Annotated in this window: 15 protein-coding genes; 9 read left to right on the top strand and 6 right to left on the bottom strand. The window is 69.9% G+C overall.

Translation table 11 applies throughout. From position 1 onward, the window contains the following. Positions 1 to 32: 32 nt before the first annotated feature. Positions 33 to 1466 carry an ethanolamine permease gene (eat, locus tag ACX80F_RS11665; protein ID WP_459336562.1) on the bottom strand — a complete coding sequence of 478 codons (1434 nt, stop codon included), beginning with the start codon at positions 1464 to 1466 and terminating at the stop codon, positions 33 to 35. A 196-nt stretch (positions 1467 to 1662) separates the two neighbouring features. Between eat and ACX80F_RS11670 the strand changes: the two genes are divergently transcribed. The 3 genes from ACX80F_RS11670 (at position 1663) to ACX80F_RS11680 (ending at position 3938) form a co-directional block, all read left to right on the top strand. Next, a complete protein-coding gene (locus tag ACX80F_RS11670) occupies positions 1663 to 2394 on the top strand; it encodes a FadR/GntR family transcriptional regulator (protein WP_459336563.1) in 732 nt (243 codons plus the stop codon). A gap of 140 nt (positions 2395 to 2534) precedes the next feature. Beyond that, positions 2535 to 3530, top strand: coding sequence for an LLM class flavin-dependent oxidoreductase (locus tag ACX80F_RS11675; protein ID WP_459336564.1), 996 nt, complete (start codon positions 2535 to 2537; stop codon positions 3528 to 3530). 204 nt (positions 3531 to 3734) lie between these two features. Then, on the top strand, positions 3735 to 3938 hold the full coding sequence (locus ACX80F_RS11680; RefSeq protein ID WP_026533290.1) for a cold-shock protein: 204 nt from the start codon (positions 3735 to 3737) through the stop codon (positions 3936 to 3938). Positions 3939 to 4025: 87 nt separating this feature from the next. Here ACX80F_RS11680 and ACX80F_RS11685 read toward each other — a convergent pair whose 3' ends face one another. Continuing rightward, positions 4026 to 7715, bottom strand: a complete 3690-nt coding sequence (locus tag ACX80F_RS11685) for a TM0106 family RecB-like putative nuclease (protein ID WP_459336565.1) — start codon at positions 7713 to 7715, stop codon at positions 4026 to 4028. A gap of 166 nt (positions 7716 to 7881) precedes the next feature. On the opposite strand from ACX80F_RS11685, the gene ACX80F_RS11690 reads away from it, so the two are divergent. From ACX80F_RS11690 to ACX80F_RS11710, 5 genes are read left to right on the top strand one after another with little or no spacing between them, the layout of a single operon-like run. Next, on the top strand, positions 7882 to 8340 hold the full coding sequence (locus ACX80F_RS11690) for a DUF3817 domain-containing protein (protein WP_459336566.1): 459 nt from the start codon (positions 7882 to 7884) through the stop codon (positions 8338 to 8340). Between the two features lie 7 nt (positions 8341 to 8347). Then, on the top strand, positions 8348 to 8716 hold the full coding sequence (locus ACX80F_RS11695) for a 2-polyprenylphenol hydroxylase (RefSeq protein WP_459336567.1): 369 nt from the start codon (positions 8348 to 8350) through the stop codon (positions 8714 to 8716). Then, the gene (locus tag ACX80F_RS11700; RefSeq protein ID WP_459336568.1) at positions 8709 to 9065 is read left to right on the top strand and encodes a DUF3253 domain-containing protein; all 357 of its coding nucleotides are present in this window, start codon (positions 8709 to 8711) and stop codon (positions 9063 to 9065) included. Before ACX80F_RS11695 ends, ACX80F_RS11700 begins: the two co-directional genes overlap by 8 nt. 28 nt (positions 9066 to 9093) lie before the next feature. Then, positions 9094 to 9711: a glycoside hydrolase family 2 TIM barrel-domain containing protein gene (locus ACX80F_RS11705; protein ID WP_459336569.1), complete on the top strand. Its 618-nt coding sequence runs from the start codon at positions 9094 to 9096 to the stop codon at positions 9709 to 9711. After that, positions 9704 to 10393 carry a phytanoyl-CoA dioxygenase family protein gene (locus ACX80F_RS11710; RefSeq protein WP_459336570.1) on the top strand — a complete coding sequence of 230 codons (690 nt, stop codon included), beginning with the start codon at positions 9704 to 9706 and terminating at the stop codon, positions 10391 to 10393. Before ACX80F_RS11705 ends, ACX80F_RS11710 begins: the two co-directional genes overlap by 8 nt. 104 nt (positions 10394 to 10497) lie before the next feature. Here ACX80F_RS11710 and ACX80F_RS11715 read toward each other — a convergent pair whose 3' ends face one another. Beyond that, positions 10498 to 11526 (bottom strand): isopenicillin N synthase family dioxygenase, encoded by a 1029-nt coding sequence (locus tag ACX80F_RS11715; RefSeq protein WP_459336571.1) that lies wholly within the window; start codon positions 11524 to 11526, stop codon positions 10498 to 10500. Between the two features lie 44 nt (positions 11527 to 11570). Further along, positions 11571 to 12149 (bottom strand): YkvA family protein, encoded by a 579-nt coding sequence (locus tag ACX80F_RS11720; protein WP_459336572.1) that lies wholly within the window; start codon positions 12147 to 12149, stop codon positions 11571 to 11573. A gap of 201 nt (positions 12150 to 12350) precedes the next feature. Here ACX80F_RS11720 and ACX80F_RS11725 point away from each other — a divergent pair, with 201 nt between their 5' ends. Continuing rightward, positions 12351 to 12671 (top strand): putative quinol monooxygenase, encoded by a 321-nt coding sequence (locus ACX80F_RS11725; RefSeq protein WP_459336573.1) that lies wholly within the window; start codon positions 12351 to 12353, stop codon positions 12669 to 12671. Here ACX80F_RS11725 and ACX80F_RS11730 read toward each other — a convergent pair. Together ACX80F_RS11730 and ACX80F_RS11735 are read right to left on the bottom strand one after the other, a co-directional pair. Continuing rightward, positions 12668 to 13378 (bottom strand): GNAT family N-acetyltransferase, encoded by a 711-nt coding sequence (locus ACX80F_RS11730; RefSeq protein ID WP_459336574.1) that lies wholly within the window; start codon positions 13376 to 13378, stop codon positions 12668 to 12670. The two genes, ACX80F_RS11725 and ACX80F_RS11730, sit on opposite strands and share 4 nt — an antisense overlap. Before the next feature lie 96 nt (positions 13379 to 13474). Continuing rightward, positions 13475 to 15277 (bottom strand): bifunctional metallophosphatase/5'-nucleotidase, encoded by a 1803-nt coding sequence (locus ACX80F_RS11735; protein WP_459336575.1) that lies wholly within the window; start codon positions 15275 to 15277, stop codon positions 13475 to 13477. Between the last annotated feature and the right edge of the window lie 55 nt (positions 15278 to 15332).

A 15332-nucleotide genomic window follows, 5' to 3' on the forward strand; every position in this document is an offset into this window, starting at 1 on the left:
CTGTCCTGGGGGTCATCACGGGCGGGGTCGGGTCAGGTGAGGTCCTGTTCCTCCTTCTGCAGCAGGGCGAATTCCTCCTCCGGGGCGCTCGCCACCAGGTGATGCCGGCTGTAGAACCAGAAGTAGGCGAGGGCGCCGAGGAAGATGGCGGCGGTGATGGAGGCCGCGAGGATGTCGACGAAGAACGTGGCGATCAGGGCGACGACGGCGAGGACGAGGGCGACGCCCGTGGTGACCACACCGCCCGGTGTACGGTACCCCCGCTCGAGGTCGGGTTCCCGGACCCGCAGGAGGATGTGCGAGAGGTTCAGCAGGACGTAGGACACCGTGGCGCCGAAGACGGCGATGTTGATGAGGAGTCCGCCGTTGCCGGTCAGCGCGGCCAGCAGGAACCCGATGGTCCCCGGGACGAGGAGGGCCACCCAGGGTGTGTGCCGCTTCGAGGTCAGGGAGAGGATGCGGGGGAGGTATCCGGCCCTGGAGAGGGCGAAGAGCTGCCGTGAGTAGGCGTACACGATCGAGAAGAAGCTCGCGACGAGGCCGGCGAGTCCTGCGTAGTTGACGAAGTCGGCAAGGACGGAGTCCCCGCCCGCCGCCGTGCGCAACGCTTCCGGGAGGGGGGAGTCCGACTGGCCCATCGCTTCGGCGCCTGCTGCCCCCGGCACGAGGAACAGCATGAGCGCGCCGAAGACCAGGAGCAGCAGCATGGCGACGATGATGCCGCGGGGCATGTCCCGCTTCGGGTCGTTCGATTCCTCGGCGGCGAGGGGGACGCCCTCGATGGCCAGGAAGAACCAGATCCCGAACACCAGGGCGGCGAGGACACCCGAGAACCCGTAGGGCAGGAAGGCCGACGATCCGACCGACCCGTCGGGGACGATGTCGAAGAGGTTGGCGGTGTCGAAATGCGGCAGGAGCCCGACGGCGGTCACGATCAGGGCGACGACGGCGACGACCGTGATGCCGACGATCAGCTTGAGCGCCTCACCGACGCCGTAGAGGTGGATCCCGATGAACACCACGTAGGTGACCAGGTAGACCGGCCAGGAGTTGGTGATCCCGAAGAGCCCGAGCGCCTCGATGTAGCCGCCGATGAACGTGGCGATCGCAGCGGGGGCGACCGCGTACTCGATGAGCACCGCCATGCCGGTGGCGAAGCCGCCGAGCGGGCCGAGGGCGCGGCGGGCGAACCCGTAGCCGGCGCCGGACGTCGGGAGCGTCGACGACATCTCGGCGAGGCCGAAGACCATGCACGTGTACATGATGCCCATCAGGATGAAGGCGATGAGCAAGCCGCCCCAGCCGCCCTCGGCGAGTCCGAGGTTCCAGCCGGAGAAGTCCCCGGAGATGACGTAGGCGACTCCGAGCCCTGCCAGCAGGACCCAGCCGGCGGCGCCGCTCTTGAGCTTCCGGTGCTTGTGGTACTGGTCGTCGACGGCGGTGTAATCGATGTTCCTGCGTGCCACGTGTACCCCTTGGTTGGACGGCCGGATGGAGGACGAGTAAGCCGGACTTCGTTCGGTGGAGTTGATTCACGCCTTCGTCATTGGACTGAAATCAGTCCAATGGATGCCCCCATGGTGGTGGCCCCGATCCGGTTCGTCAAGAGGGTGACCGGCGGGCAGGGGTAAAGGGGCACCGGCCGATGCGTAAGCTGGAACCATGGACGACCCCGAGGAGGACGCGTTCCGGCTCATCCAGCCGGCACGCAGGGGGAACGCGTTCGAGGAGACGGTCGAACGGCTCCTGCATGCCATCAAGCTGGGGGTGTTTCCCGCCGGGTCCCGCCTTCCACCCGAGCGGGACCTCGCCGGGCACCTGGGTGTCTCCCGTTCCACCCTGCGCGACGGACTCGCCGACCTGCAGACCGCCGGTTACCTCACCGTCCAGCGCGGCCGCTACGGCGGCGCCACCGTGAGCGCGACACTGCCGACCAGCGGCAACGGTCCTGCCTCCCTCCGGCGCTCCGAGGTGGAGGACATTCTCGCGTTCCGTGCCGTCGTCGAGCCCGGCGCAGCCCGCCTTGCCGCCCAGGCGGCATCGACGGAAGAGGTACGCGGCGGCCTCCTCGAAGCACTGCGGGCAGTGGCCGACGCGGACGCAGCGACGTACCGACCCCTCGACGCCCGGCTGCATCTTGCCATCGCGGAGGCGGCGGGCTCGCCGTCGTTGGCGCTCGCGGTGGCCCAGGCGCGGTTCCGTACCAATGACATGCTCGACCGCATCCCTTTCCTGGCCGTGAACATCAACCATTCGAACCGGCAGCACGCCGCGATCGTGAAGGCCGTGCTCGGCGGCGATGCGGAGCGTGCGCAGGCCGAGATGACCGCCCACCTCGAGGGCACCGCGGCGCTCCTGCGCGGATTCCTCCTCGACGAGGAGGAGGGGGAGTAGCGCTCCTCGCGGCGTGAGGAGAACCACGCCCGGGAACGCCCGGGGCCGGGACCACCGGGAAATAGATGTGCGCGGGCAACCGTTCCTCCCAGAGGTCCGCGACACACCCCGCCGTGGTTCCCGAATCGGAAGGTGTATCCATGACTGTCCCCCTGTCCATCCTGGATCTGGCCCAGGTCGCCGAAGGCTCCACGCCCGCGGAGACGTTCGCCTCGAGCGTGTCGCTCGCCCAGCACGCCGAGCGGTGGGGGTACCGCCGGATCTGGTACGCGGAACACCACAACATGGGCAGCATCGCGTCGTCGGCCACGAGCGTGCTCATCGCCCACGTCGCAGCGCACACGTCCAGCATCCGCCTCGGCTCCGGCGGTGTGATGCTGCCGAACCACTCGCCGCTCACCATCGCCGAGCAGTTCGGCACCCTGGAGAGCCTGCACCCGGGCCGGATCGACCTCGGCCTCGGCCGCGCCCCCGGCAGCGACCAGGTCACGGCCCGTGCCCTGCGCCGGGACCCCACGGCTGCCGACAGCTTCCCCCAGGACGTCCTCGAACTGCAGGGCTACCTGACCGGTGAGAGCCGTGTGTCCGGAGTCCAGGCGACCCCGGGCAAGGGCACGAACGTGCCGCTGTACATCCTGGGATCCTCGCTGTTCGGCGCCCGGCTCGCCGCCGCCCTCGGCCTGCCCTTCGCCTTCGCGTCGCACTTCGCACCCCAGGCCCTGCAGGACGCGGCGGCCCTCTACCGCCGGGAGTTCACCCCGTCCGCGCAGTCGGCGGAGCCGCACTTCATCGCCGGGGTGAATGTCATCGCCGCGGACAGCGCGAACGACGCGCACCACGAGTTCCACGAGGGGATGCTGCGCCGTGTGAGCCTCCTGCTGGGGCGTGGGCAGACCTTCACGCGGGAGGAGTCCGAGGCCATTCTCGCGTCGCCGGGCGGCCAGCAGATGGCCGGCATGGCGCGGTACAGCGCCGTCGGGACCCCCGACGTCGTCCGCGACTACCTGGAGCAGTTCGCCGAGCGGTTCGGGGCCGACGAGATCATCGTCGCGACCCAGGCGGAGAGCACCGACACGTGGCTGCGCTCCTTCGAGTTGCTCGCCGATGCGATGCACCCGATCGCCGCGCAAGCATAGTCGATCGAAGAACTTTGGCTTCCTGCTTGCCTTTACCCTCCATGGTTTGGTTAAGTGGGTGTCAGTTGTAGTGTTGCGCATTTGTATTTCACGCGGTCCGGCCTTCACGGGACGGAACGTGTCTCTGAAAAAGCGGACAAGCACGCCGCGACTGGGGCGCTCCGAAAGCCGGGGTGCGTCTGAATTTCAGAAGGATAAACAAAAATGGCAACAGGTACCGTGAAGTGGTTCAACGCTGAAAAGGGCTTTGGATTCATTGCTCCCGACGACGGAAGTGCAGACGTGTTCGCACACTTCTCCGCCATCAACGCGAGCGGCTACCGCTCGCTGGACGAGAACCAGAAGGTCAGCTTCGACACCGAGCAGGGCCCCAAGGGTCCTCAGGCGTCGAACATCCAGCCCCTCTAAGGCTGAGATCTTCCACTAGATCTTGAACGAAGAAGCAGGTCGGACCCCCGGGTCCGGCCTGCTTCTCTCTTTGACCCCGGACGTCCTTCAGCCCCTCCCGTCGGGCTCCCCGACGCAGAGACCGATGAACGCGCCCAGCTCCTCCAGCGCGGCCGGGGTGGAGGGCATGTGCTCGGTCAGCCGAGGGGACCTGACGACGACGGCGCGCCACTGCCCCCGCGAGACGGCGACGTTGACCCGGTTGCGGTTGAGCAGGAACCCGACGCCGCGTGCCGCTTCCGCCGCGGAGGACGCCGTCATGGTGACGATCACGACGACCGCCTGCTGACCCTGGAAGCGGTCCACCGTACCCACCCTGACGTCCCCGAACCCGGCCGCCCCCAGGGCCTTCCGGGTGAGCTGCACCTGGGCGTTGTACGGGGCGACCACCAGGATGTCCTCCTGCCCGAGCGGGCGCGCGACGGCGCCCGCCTCCGGGATCCACGAAAGACCGAGGTGACGCCGCACCTGCGCCACGACCTCCGCCGCCTCCTCCGCCGACACCGTCGCGTTGTCCGCATGGTCGACGAGGACGCAGTCGATGCCGGCCCGCTCATCCGCCAGGTGCCGCCCGCGCGCTGCTGCAGCCGTGGTGAGCCGGCCGTCGTAGGCGAAGACCGACACCGCGCGGCACAGGTCCGGATGCATGCGCCAGGTATCCGCGAGGAAGTAGCCGAACTGCCCGGGCAGTGTCGCATGCCCGGCGGACAGCCAGCCCAGCGCGGACTGGTCGACCGGTTCCGGGTGGGTGCCCTGGGTGACCTGGGGGAGCTGCTGGGGATCGCCCAGGAGGAGGAGCCGGCGTGCGGCACGGGCCACGGCCATCGTATTGGCGAGCGAGAACTGTCCGGCCTCATCGATGACCAGGAGGTCGAGGGAGTGTGCCGGGACCTTGCTCCCGGTCATCGTCCAGGCGGTTCCTCCTACGAGGCAGCCGCCGGGTCCGCCGATCAGGCGCGCGACGTCGTCGTCGGACCGCTGGGCCCACGGTGCGTCGGGCGCCGCCGTCCGTTTGGCCACCCGGTCGGTGGGGACGCCGGCCTCGATGGCCCGGCGCAGCAGATTCTCGACGACGGCGTGCGACTGCGCGACGACGCCCACCTTCCACCCGAGGCGGACCAGGCGCGCGATGACGTCCGCGCCGACGTGCGTCTTGCCGGTCCCGGGCGGGCCCTGCACCGCGAGATACGAGTCCTCGAGGAGTTGCAGGGCCGCGGTGATGGCCTCGGCGTACCCGTCCCCGTGCAGCGGCGCCGCGGGGAGCCCGGCACCGCCGGCGAGGCGCGGGGGGATGCGTCGGAGGAGGTCGAGCGCGGGATCTCCGGGTACGTCCGGCAGTGCCCGACCCACCCGCTCCGCCAGGGCGGTCAGCGCGCCCTCCATCGACGTCGTCATGAGCGGCTGGTCGGGGGCCAGGGCCAGCGGACGTTCGGCGCGTTCCGGTGCTCCGCGGCGCAGCTTCTCCCGGAGTACCACGGTCACGAGCCCGTCCGCGTCCTCGGACAGCTCCGTCACCTCGACGCCGAACCAGCCGCCGCGTCCCGCGCCGCTGTCGATGCTGTCGGCATCCGGAGGGACGGGCGCATCGTAGATCGCGAAGAATGTCGAGCCCTCCCGGAGGTCGGTGCCCGCCGTCAAGGTTCCGGTCGCCCTGAGCAGCCGCACGGGGTTCGAGCGCGACGTCGGCCTGGCCCAGTCCTGCACCACCTCGAGGGTGCGGAACACGAGCACGTCACGCGCGGTGTCCCAGTCCGCGGGTGAGGCGAGCCGGTCGAAGTGGGACCACCAGAACTGCTTCCGCTCCCGGCGGTGATATCCGACGGCCGCCGCGACGAGGGCGATGGCCCGCTGGTCCGCGTCCCTCCCGGCACCGGCCGGCAGCTCGGCGAGGTACGCCAGCAGCCGGGCTTCCTCCGGTGAGGGTCCGTGGACAGGAGGTTCCGCGTCGTCGGAGGTGGCGGCGTCGGGCGCAGCCACCGGGAGGGCTGCGGTGGCAGGAACCACCCCGGCGGCACCAGGGGGTGTGCTCCCCGCAGCAGCCGCGGACCGGCTCGATGTGTCCTGTGGGGCGGCGCGGTCGCCGCCCCGCTCGGGAGCGTGCAGCCCGGCCCCGTGCTGGACCTCGAGGGAGAGCAGCCAGTCCCGGAGCCGGAGCGTCGAGAGGCAGTCGTAGCGGTTGTAGTCGCTGATGCCGGCCAGGATCTCCGCCGCGGCGGCGCCGTCCCCGGCGTCGCGCGCAGCGCAGTAGGCGGCATAGGCCACGACCGACGCCCCGGCGTCGGTCACGTCTCCGGTGCGCAGGGCACCGCCCATGTAGAAGGGCTCGAGCTTCTTCAGGCTGTAGGAGCGCTCGGAGATGCGGAGGCTGTGACGCACGGTGTCGTAGAGGTCCACGAGCACGCCCTCGCGGAGCAGGGTGTCCACGGCCTCCTCGCCGATCACGTGGACGAGGGACAGCCGCCGCAGGGCGCTCTTCTCATAGGCCGCGTAGTGGTAGACGTGCAGGTCCGGGAACTGCCGGCGGCGCTCCCCGACGTAGTCGAGGAACCGGACGAAGGCTGTGCGCTCCTCCGCCCTGCTGTGGGCCCAGAAGGGACGGAACGGCGGCTCGCCGTCGTCGTCCACGGGTTGCTCGACGACGCCGAACAGGTATTCGATGCCCCAGCTGTTGTCCCCGGGATCCTGCCAGAGGGGATCGCCCTCGAAGTCGAAGAAGATGTCGCCCGGGCTCGATGCGGGCAGGGACCCGAGCGTGTGCTGCGGGAGGACGCGGTAGGACAGGGTGTGCTCGTCGCCGCCCGCGTCGCGGTAGGTGACTCCGCCGTCCCCGGCGACCGCCCCCACCTGCAGGCGGGCCTGCTCCTGCAGCCGCACCAGGGTGGCGTCCGCACGGCTGTCGGGCAGGGCCGCGAGGTCGTCGATCGTGATGACGCCCTGGGTCCGGAGCCGTGCCCGGCGCTCGCCGGTCATCCCGGCCACCAGCAGGAGGTCCCGCGACGCGGTCACCTGCTCGGTGCAGTAGTCGCACCGCCCGCACGCGGCGACACCGGGCGCACCCCAGCTCACGGCGTCCGGCTGCCCGCGGTGGTCGTGGACGAGGTCGAGGAAACGGGCGCGACGCTCGCGGAACACGGGCAGGAGATCGGGCAGCCGATGGACGCTGCGGCTGCGGTCGCCGAGGACGAGCGTCACCTCGTCCGCCGTCGGGATGCGCGCCGCCTGCAGCTGGTCGCCGTACGCGGCGAGCTGCAGCAGGGCGCCGACCTTCGCGTGGCGGGCGAGCTTCGTGTCCCAGACGGCGTAGGCGCCGTCGTCCTGCCGGACGAGGAAGTCCGAGCGCCCGTGGAACACGCCGTCGAAGAAGGCCGCCTGGAACACTACGGCCGCGCCGGAGTGCAGGGCGCGGAGGGACTCCTCGTGCTTGGCCGCCAGGGTGGTGCGGTCCATGGACGCCGCCGGTTCGACGTCGTACACGCCCGACGGATTGCCGGGAGACCAGAGGCCGTGCTCGGCGACCAGCCCGTCGAGGACCCGGTGCTCGTGCACGTCCCCGAGGGCCGCGGCGCGCTGCAGCATCTGGTCCACGGGGAAGTCCGCCCGTGGAACCCGCCCCAGCTTCTCGTCGAGGATCCGCAGGAGCCGGTAGCCGCACTCCGACGCCGTGACCAGGTCCGTCGCCGAGAACACGAGGTCGGGGGAGGTCGTGTCCGCGCTGCCATCGGCGTCGAGCAGGAACATGGGCAGCGTGACCTTTCGTGGTGCCGGTGGGACACCAGTCCACCACGGAACGACGACAATCCTGTGACCGCGGTCATAGGCTGCCCTGCCCGGTCGCCGTCGGGCACGCGGGTGACGGAGGTCTGGGAGAATTGGAGGCACCGACCGCCGACCGACCAGGAGCTCCATGAACCCCCGCACGCTTTTCCGCACCGTCGCCGTCGCGGAGGCGGTGACCTGGGCCTTCCTGCTGCTGGGCATGTTCCTCAAGTACGTCACACGGACCACCGAGGCCGTCGTCCCACCGGCGGGAGCCGTGCACGGCTTCGTCTTCCTCTGCTTCGTGGCGGCCACGGTCTTCATCTGGGTCAACCAGCGCTGGTCGGTGGCGACAGGCCTGCTGGGTATCGCCGCGGCGGTCGTCCCGTTCGCGACCATCCCCTACGAGCGGTGGATCGAGCGCCGCGGGCAACTCGCCGGTGCGTGGCGCCTGGCCCCGGGCGCCGAGGCGCCGCGCACCCCCGTGGAGCAGCTCCAGGCATGGGTGCTCCGCAGCCCACTCGTCGCGCTGCTGGTCGCCGTCGTCGGGATCTCCGTGGTCTTCGGCGTCCTGTTGCTCGTCGGCCCTCCCGGATCCTCGAGCTGAGGCCCCCATGAGCGACCTGGGGAACACCACGGACGACGAACGGTTCTTCCTCCACAGCGGCCGCCGCTGGCGGAAGACCGACCCCTCGCTGCCGGAGGAGGTCAAGGCGCGCCTCATGTCCCACCTCGGGCGCGGACGCTCGGGCGTGCGCAACAGCGCCAAGGGCGACGACGGCGCGGCCCTGCCTCGTGCGCGGCGCACCGTCCAGCTCGCCAAGGAAGGGCTCGGCGAGCGCGGGACGCCGTGGTGGGAGCAGTCTGCGGCCGAACGCACGGCCCGCTGGACGGCAGCCCTGCAGGAGCTCGACCGCCTGCATCCGAAGAAGCCCGGCGGCTCCGGGGACCGCCCGGCGGGCGAGGTAGCCGGCGATGGCTGACGGGGTCGCTGACGGGATGGCTGACGGGGTCGCTGACGTGGTCGGCGATGCCGAGCTGCGGGCCGAGATCCTGCGGATCGCCGCGCATCGTGGCAGCGCGAAGACGCTGTGCCCGTCCGAGGCCGCGCGCAGCATCGGCGGGGAGGGGTGGCGTGATCTGATGCCCGCTGCACGCCGCATTGCGTTCGAGCTGGCCGGGGAGGAGCTCGTCCACGTCACCCAGCACGGCGACCCCGTGGCGCCGGATGTCCGCGGGCCCATCCGCATCCGCTGGATCGACGGCGGGGCAGTACCTCGGGCGGGAACGACGGACGACGGCGTCCCGAGGGGAGCGCCGCCGTCCGGGTGATGCTCGTGCCCGCCGAGGGGCGTGGCTCATGCGGGACCGGTCCCACCCGTGCATCGTCACCTGGGTTCCCCTCAACGAGAGCTGGGGGGTACAGCAGATCTCCCACAGCCCGGAGCAGAAGCATTTCGCGCAGGCCATGTACCACCTGACGAAGGCCCTCGACGGATCCCGGCCGGTCATCTCCAACGGCGGCTGGGAGCACGTGGAGTCGGACATCTTCACCATCCACGACTACGCGACGAACTACGACGACCTCCATGCGAACTACCGGGACCTGCCGGCCTTCCAGTCGCTCGTCGACGGCGTGGGGCCTGCCGGGCGCCGGCTCAGCGTCCTGCCGGGCCTGCCGAGGACGGAGCCGGTCATGGTGTCCGAGTTCGGCGGGATCCTCTACGCGCCGAACAGCCCCATCGAGACGTGGGGCTACTCCACCGCGGAGTCCGGCGAGGACTTCGCCCGGCGCCTGGAGGCACTCTTCTCGGCCCTTCAGGACAGCCCGTTCCTGTCCGGGTTCTGCTACACGCAGCTGACGGACACGCTGCAGGAGGCCAACGGCCTCACGGACGAGAACCGTAAACCCAAGCTCCCCGTGGCAGAAATCCGCAAGATCGTGATGGGCAACTCCTGGAGGCCGGACCATGCATGATTCCACCCGTAAGCACGAGCCGGTCGCATCCCGTATCCCCGAGGGGGCGTCGCCCGAGGCGGCCGCCGCGGTCGAGGGACTGTACACGCGTGGCGTGATCGCCGAGCAGGGCGCCTTCACCCGCGAGTGGGCGGCGCAGATGCGCGAGGACATCGACGCGGCCTTCGCCGAGGCGCTTGCGCGACCGAACGGCGCCGTGGGGCGCGGACCGAAGCGGTACTACGTCGAGATCCATCCGGAACAGCTGCGGGGTTGGGTCGAGCTCGTGGACCACCCATGGGTGCGCATGGTGTGCGAGTCCGTCCTCGGCCCGGATTACGAGATCGTCGAACTCGGCTTCGACATCCCGGGCCCCGGTGCCGTCAACCAGCCGTGGCACCGCGACTTCCCGATGCCCGAGGAGACGCGGGAGACCGGGCGGCTGACGTCGCTGGCGTTCAACCTGACGGGCGTCGACACCGAGGAGGACATGGGACCCTTCGAGGTCGCTCCCGGAACGCAGTGGGACCTGCCCGAGGAATTCGACCACGGGATGTTCCCGCCGAGGTCGGCCTACCCGCGGTACGAGGGGCGAAGCCCTTCTTCGATGCCCTGCCGGAGCGGGTGCGCCGCCACGTGGTGTGCCCTCTCGTGGACACCCTGGTCCCGATCACCCAGAAGCACTCCATCGAGGGCCTCATGATGGGCGAGGCCTGAGCGCCTCCCCGGCAAGACCCTGAACGACGACGGCGGCACCCGGGTGGGTGCCGCCGTCGTCGTCCGTCCCGGGGGTGGGGCCCCGCGAGGCTATCTCCGTGCGAGCTCGGGGTGGTGCAGTTCGGTCACGTCGGGGTGGGCGCGCACCCGCCCCTTGAGGACGTTGGAGCCGTAGGAGGAGAGCATGGGGTTCTCGGGATCGTCCGAGATGCCGCGGGCCGCGGCGCGCAGGTCGTCGGTCAGGGGGACGGGATCGATCACCGCGTCGAGGCGCGGGGACCAGAAGAACGGGACGGCGTAGCGGTCCACGCCCGGCGCGGGGGCTGTGACGCGGTGGATGGTCGCCGCGAGGTAGCCCTCGGTGGCGACCTCGAGCATCTCGCCGAGGTTCACCACGAGAGCCCCGGGGATCGGGGTGACCGGGACCCACTCGTCGGCGCCGTGGGGGAGGACCTCGAGCCCACCCACCTGGTCCTGCAGCAGGAGGGTCACGAACCCGTAGTCCGCGTGCGCTCCCACGCCCTGCGAGCCGGCTCCCTCGACGACGCCGCCCACGTAGTGCACGAGCTTCGCCATCCAGGCCGGGGTGCCCTCGAACGGCTCGGCGAAGTGGTCCTCGGGGAGGTGCAGGGCGACGGCGATGGCGGACAGGAGTTCGGCGCCGACGCGCGACATCAGGGCCGCCCACGCCATGGCCTGCTCCTCGAGCTCGGGCAGCGCGGTACGGGGCCACAGGTTCGGGCCCTGCAGGAGCCAGTACGGCTCGTCGGCGGGGTAGTCCGCCAGGGGCTCGCGTTCGGGGGAGAAGTCGATCTGCTCGCGGGCGTCGGGGCGGCCGCGGGTGATCTCGGTGCCGAGGCCCGCGTAGCCGCGGAAGTGCGGCGAGGACCGGTTGTGGAGGCGAAGGCGCTCCTCCAGCGGAAGGTCGAAGAAGCGGCGGGTGACGTCGAAGAGGTCAGCGGCCTGCGTGGGGGTGGCACCGTAGTTGACGATGTGGAAGAAGCCGACGGTGTGGGCGGCGTCGCGCAGTTCCTCGATGAACCCGGGGGTGAAGGATCCATCGGCGGAACGGGCGGTGCTGAGGTCAAGGGTGGGGATCGATCCCGTGGACTGCTGCATGCGCGAGAGACTACGCCTGTTGAAAAATGGTCCCACCCTTTGCGTTACGCCGTATTTCGGCCGACTGCGTCGGTCCCGGCGCTACCGTCCGTACCGTCACCGGCGTCGGGCTCATCCCTGGTCCCGTCGGGGGCCTCGTCCGCGCCGTCCCCGCCGCCCGCCCGATGGCTGCCATTCGTGCTGACGCCGCGGTCGGCAGGTCCATCGGCGGCAGGCTCTCCCACTCCCGCCAGCGCACGGACGGCGCGGAGGCCGGCATCGGATCCTCGCCAGTGGCGGGCCAATGCCTCCGGGCCCGTGGCCCGGACCACAGCCCGCAGCGTCATGGCGAGCACGACGACGTCGTCCGCGTAGCCGATGACGGGCAGGAAGTCCGGGACGAGGTCGATCGGGATCACCAGGTACACCGCGAGGAGACCGAGCAGCACGCGAGCCCGCACCGGGACGGACCGGTCGGCGCTCAGGCGGCGGACGAGGCCGAGCAGGCCCGGCACGAGGCGCAGCGCGTCCTGCAGTGAGATGACGTCGGGGTGCCGCCGGGCGTAGGTCGCGAGACAGACCAGGAGGGCCCCATAGGCGGCCAGCATCGCGATGACGAGGTGGAGGACCGGCTCCCAGCCCATCACTCTCCTCCCGTTCGGTCCTGCTCCCGTGTGCAGGTTCCGACGTCGGCGCCGCCGGGTCGGGGCGGTGATCCGACCCCCGTGCGCGCGACGTCCCCTGCACCCGACTCCTCCTGCACACGAGGCAGGGCGGCATGCGGCCCGGAAGGGGACTGTATAGGTTGGAGAAATACCGAGCATCCACCAGGAAGGCGTAATCCCATGATTTTCATCGTCGTCAAGTTCACCGTGAAGCCCGAGTGGAGTGATCGCTGGATCGACCTGACGCGCGACTTCACGGAGGCGACGCGCCGGGAACCGGGCAACCTTTGGTTCGACTGGTCCCGCAGCGTCGAGGACCCCCACCAGTTCGTGCTCGTCGAGGCGTTCCAGGACGACGCCGCGGAGGCACACGTGAGCAGCGCGCACTTCTCCCAGGCGATGCTCGACATGCCGCAGGCACTCGTGGAGACGCCGGAGATCATCAGCGAGCGGATCGGCGCCGAGGGCTGGGGTCGGATGGGCGAGCTCACCGTCGCCTAGCCTGCCTGTCCTGGCTCGCCGGGAAGCGCCTGTTCCAGGATGTAGTCGTCCTCGAAGCGGTCACCGAGCAGGAATCGTTTGCTCCCGACGCGCCGGAAACCATGCTTGGTGTAGAACCGGAGGGCCCGCGCGTTCTCCTGGTTCACACCGAGCCAGACCCCGGGCAGTCCGGATCCGGCGGCGAGGTCGAGGGTCCGCCGCATCAGGGCCGCCGCCGCACCGCGCCCGTGGTGGTCGGGGTGGACGTAGAACTTGCTGAGCTCCACGGTCGGTGAGATCGAGAGGGCGGCGAGGACGTCCGGGTCGGTGGGCTGATCCAGCACCACCATGCTCCAGCCACCGATGCGATCGCCCGCACGGAGGCAGAGGATGGTGTGCCGGGGCGATTCGATGTACGCGGCGAAGCGTTCCGCGGAGAGCTGGGTCGCGATGTGCCGCGCGATGTCCTCGGGGAGCGAGTCGGCCGGACATGCCAGGGGAAAGGTGACGGCCGCGACCGCGGCGAGCTGTGCGGCGTCGGCAACGGTCGCCGTCGTGATGGCGATCGGTGCGCCGGTGCCGTCGCCCGTGCTCATGCCGGTGCCGTCGCCCGTCTGGTCACTCGCGCCGGTGAAACCGGCCGTCTGGTCACTCGCGCCGGTGCCGTCGTCCGTCTGGTCGCCCCTGCCGGCGTCGCGGGGCCTGTCCATGGTCCTGTCGGTGCTCATGATGACAATGTAGGCCGAACCGCAGCAGGACGCGGACCATAGGGTTCGCGTCCTGCTGCGGACACAGCCCGGGAAACCCCGGGCTCCGTCGAGGGGCTAGTCGAAGACCGGCTCGCCGTTGCGGGTGAGCTTCCAGTTCTCCTCGAAGAAGGCTGCCGGGTCGATGGTGCCTTCGGCGATCAGGTAGTCGATCAGCAGCTGCCGGATCTCCGTGGTCTGTTCCACCAGGACCGGAGCCGTGGCGATGTGCGGGAAGTTGCCGCCGCCGGACTGCCGGTAGTTGTTCGTGGCCACGGCGAAGCGCTGCTCCGGATCGATGGGCTCCCCGTCGTAGCTGAGGTTCACGATGCGCTGACCGACGGGCTTGCTGATGTCGATGTCGTAGGAGACGCCGGACATCATGTCGTAGTTGTAGTCCGGGGTGCCTGCCGCGTTGGTCAGTGTCGCCGGGTCCACGGTGGTGCCGGGAGCGGTCTGGTTGAAGTACTTCGCCGAGTACTCGAGGTAGTCCTTGACCTGGGCACCCGTCAGTTCGACCCCGAACAGGGTGTTCGGGAAGACGTACAGGCCCGCCATGTCACGGATGGTGACGGGCCCTTCGGGGATCACGGCGGCACGGTTGAACGGTGCCACGATCGAGAGCACCGGGAGATCGGCGTTCGGAGTCCCGTCGAGCGCCTTGTCCACCGCCTCGGCCTGCACCGTGTTCACGAAGTCCATGACGGCGGTGTCGCGGAAGCGTGAATCCGCGGCGGACATGGTCTGCGTCGTGGTGCCGATGGCGGTGTTCACGTAGTCGATGACGCGCTGGTGCTGGTCGGCCACGATCGAGGAGATAACCGGATCCGCGGGAACGGTGTTGGCGTTCAGCAGCTCTGAGCCGGCCGACGTGACGTCCCACTGGCCGTGCACCTTGGTCAGTTCGAAGTCCATGACCGAGAGCCGCATGCCCCAGTTCTTCGGTTCGGTCAGCAGCACCTGCTCCCCGGTCTGCGTGTTCGTGACGAACCGCTCCGGGATCTCCTGGTGCTCGTGACCGGCGAGGATCGCATCGATCCCGGGGACCTGCTCCGCGATCAGCGTGGAGGCGTTCTCGACCGGCAGGGCGTCCCCGTAGGAGGACGTGCCGGAGGGGCCGGAATGCGAGCTCACGACGACGACGTCGGCGCCCGCCGCCTTCATCTCCGGCACGTACTTCTGCGCCTGCTCCACCAGCCCCTCGAAGCGGAGTTCGCCGTCGACGGTGTTCTTGTCCCAGATCGCGCTGCCGGGCGTGGTCAGCCCCAGGATGCCGATCCGGAGGGGCTTCTGCCCCTTGAGCTTGACGGTCTTGAGGACGTACGGCGTGAAAGCGTCCTCGCCCGTGTCCCAGTCCTTGACATTGGCGCCGAGGAGGGGGAAGTCCAGTTGCTCCTCGAAGGTGCGCAGGAGGGGCAGGCCGTAGTTGAACTCGTGGTTGCCGAGCGTGGTGGAGTCGTAGCCGATGGCGTTCATCGCAGCCGCCACCGGGTGGGTCTCGCCGGTCTCGGACACGGGTTCGACGTTGGCGAAGTAATCCGTCAGGGACGTGCCCTGGAGGATGTCGCCGTTGTCGATGAGGAGGGTCGATTCCTCACCGCGGTCCGCCCGCACCTGGTTGACCAGCGTGGAGATCTTGGCGAGTCCGACGTCGTTGTGTGCCGCGTCGTCGTACTCGGCGTTGGTGAAGTAGTCCCAGTTCTCGACGTAGCCGTGCACGTCGCTGGTGCCCATGACCGTGATCGTGGTCGTGGCGTCCTTGGGACCCTTGGCTCCGCCGGGTGCGGCGGATGCGGCGGGCGCGAGTCCGAGGGTTGCGATGCAGCCGGCGGCAACAGCCGCGGCGATGCGGCGATGCCCCCTGATGGACGATAGTGACACGTGGAATCAGCTCCTGTTGGTGGTGCGGTGGCGCCAGCCTATCGGTGACGGATGA

Source organism: Arthrobacter sp. TMS2-4, assembly GCF_054511075.1.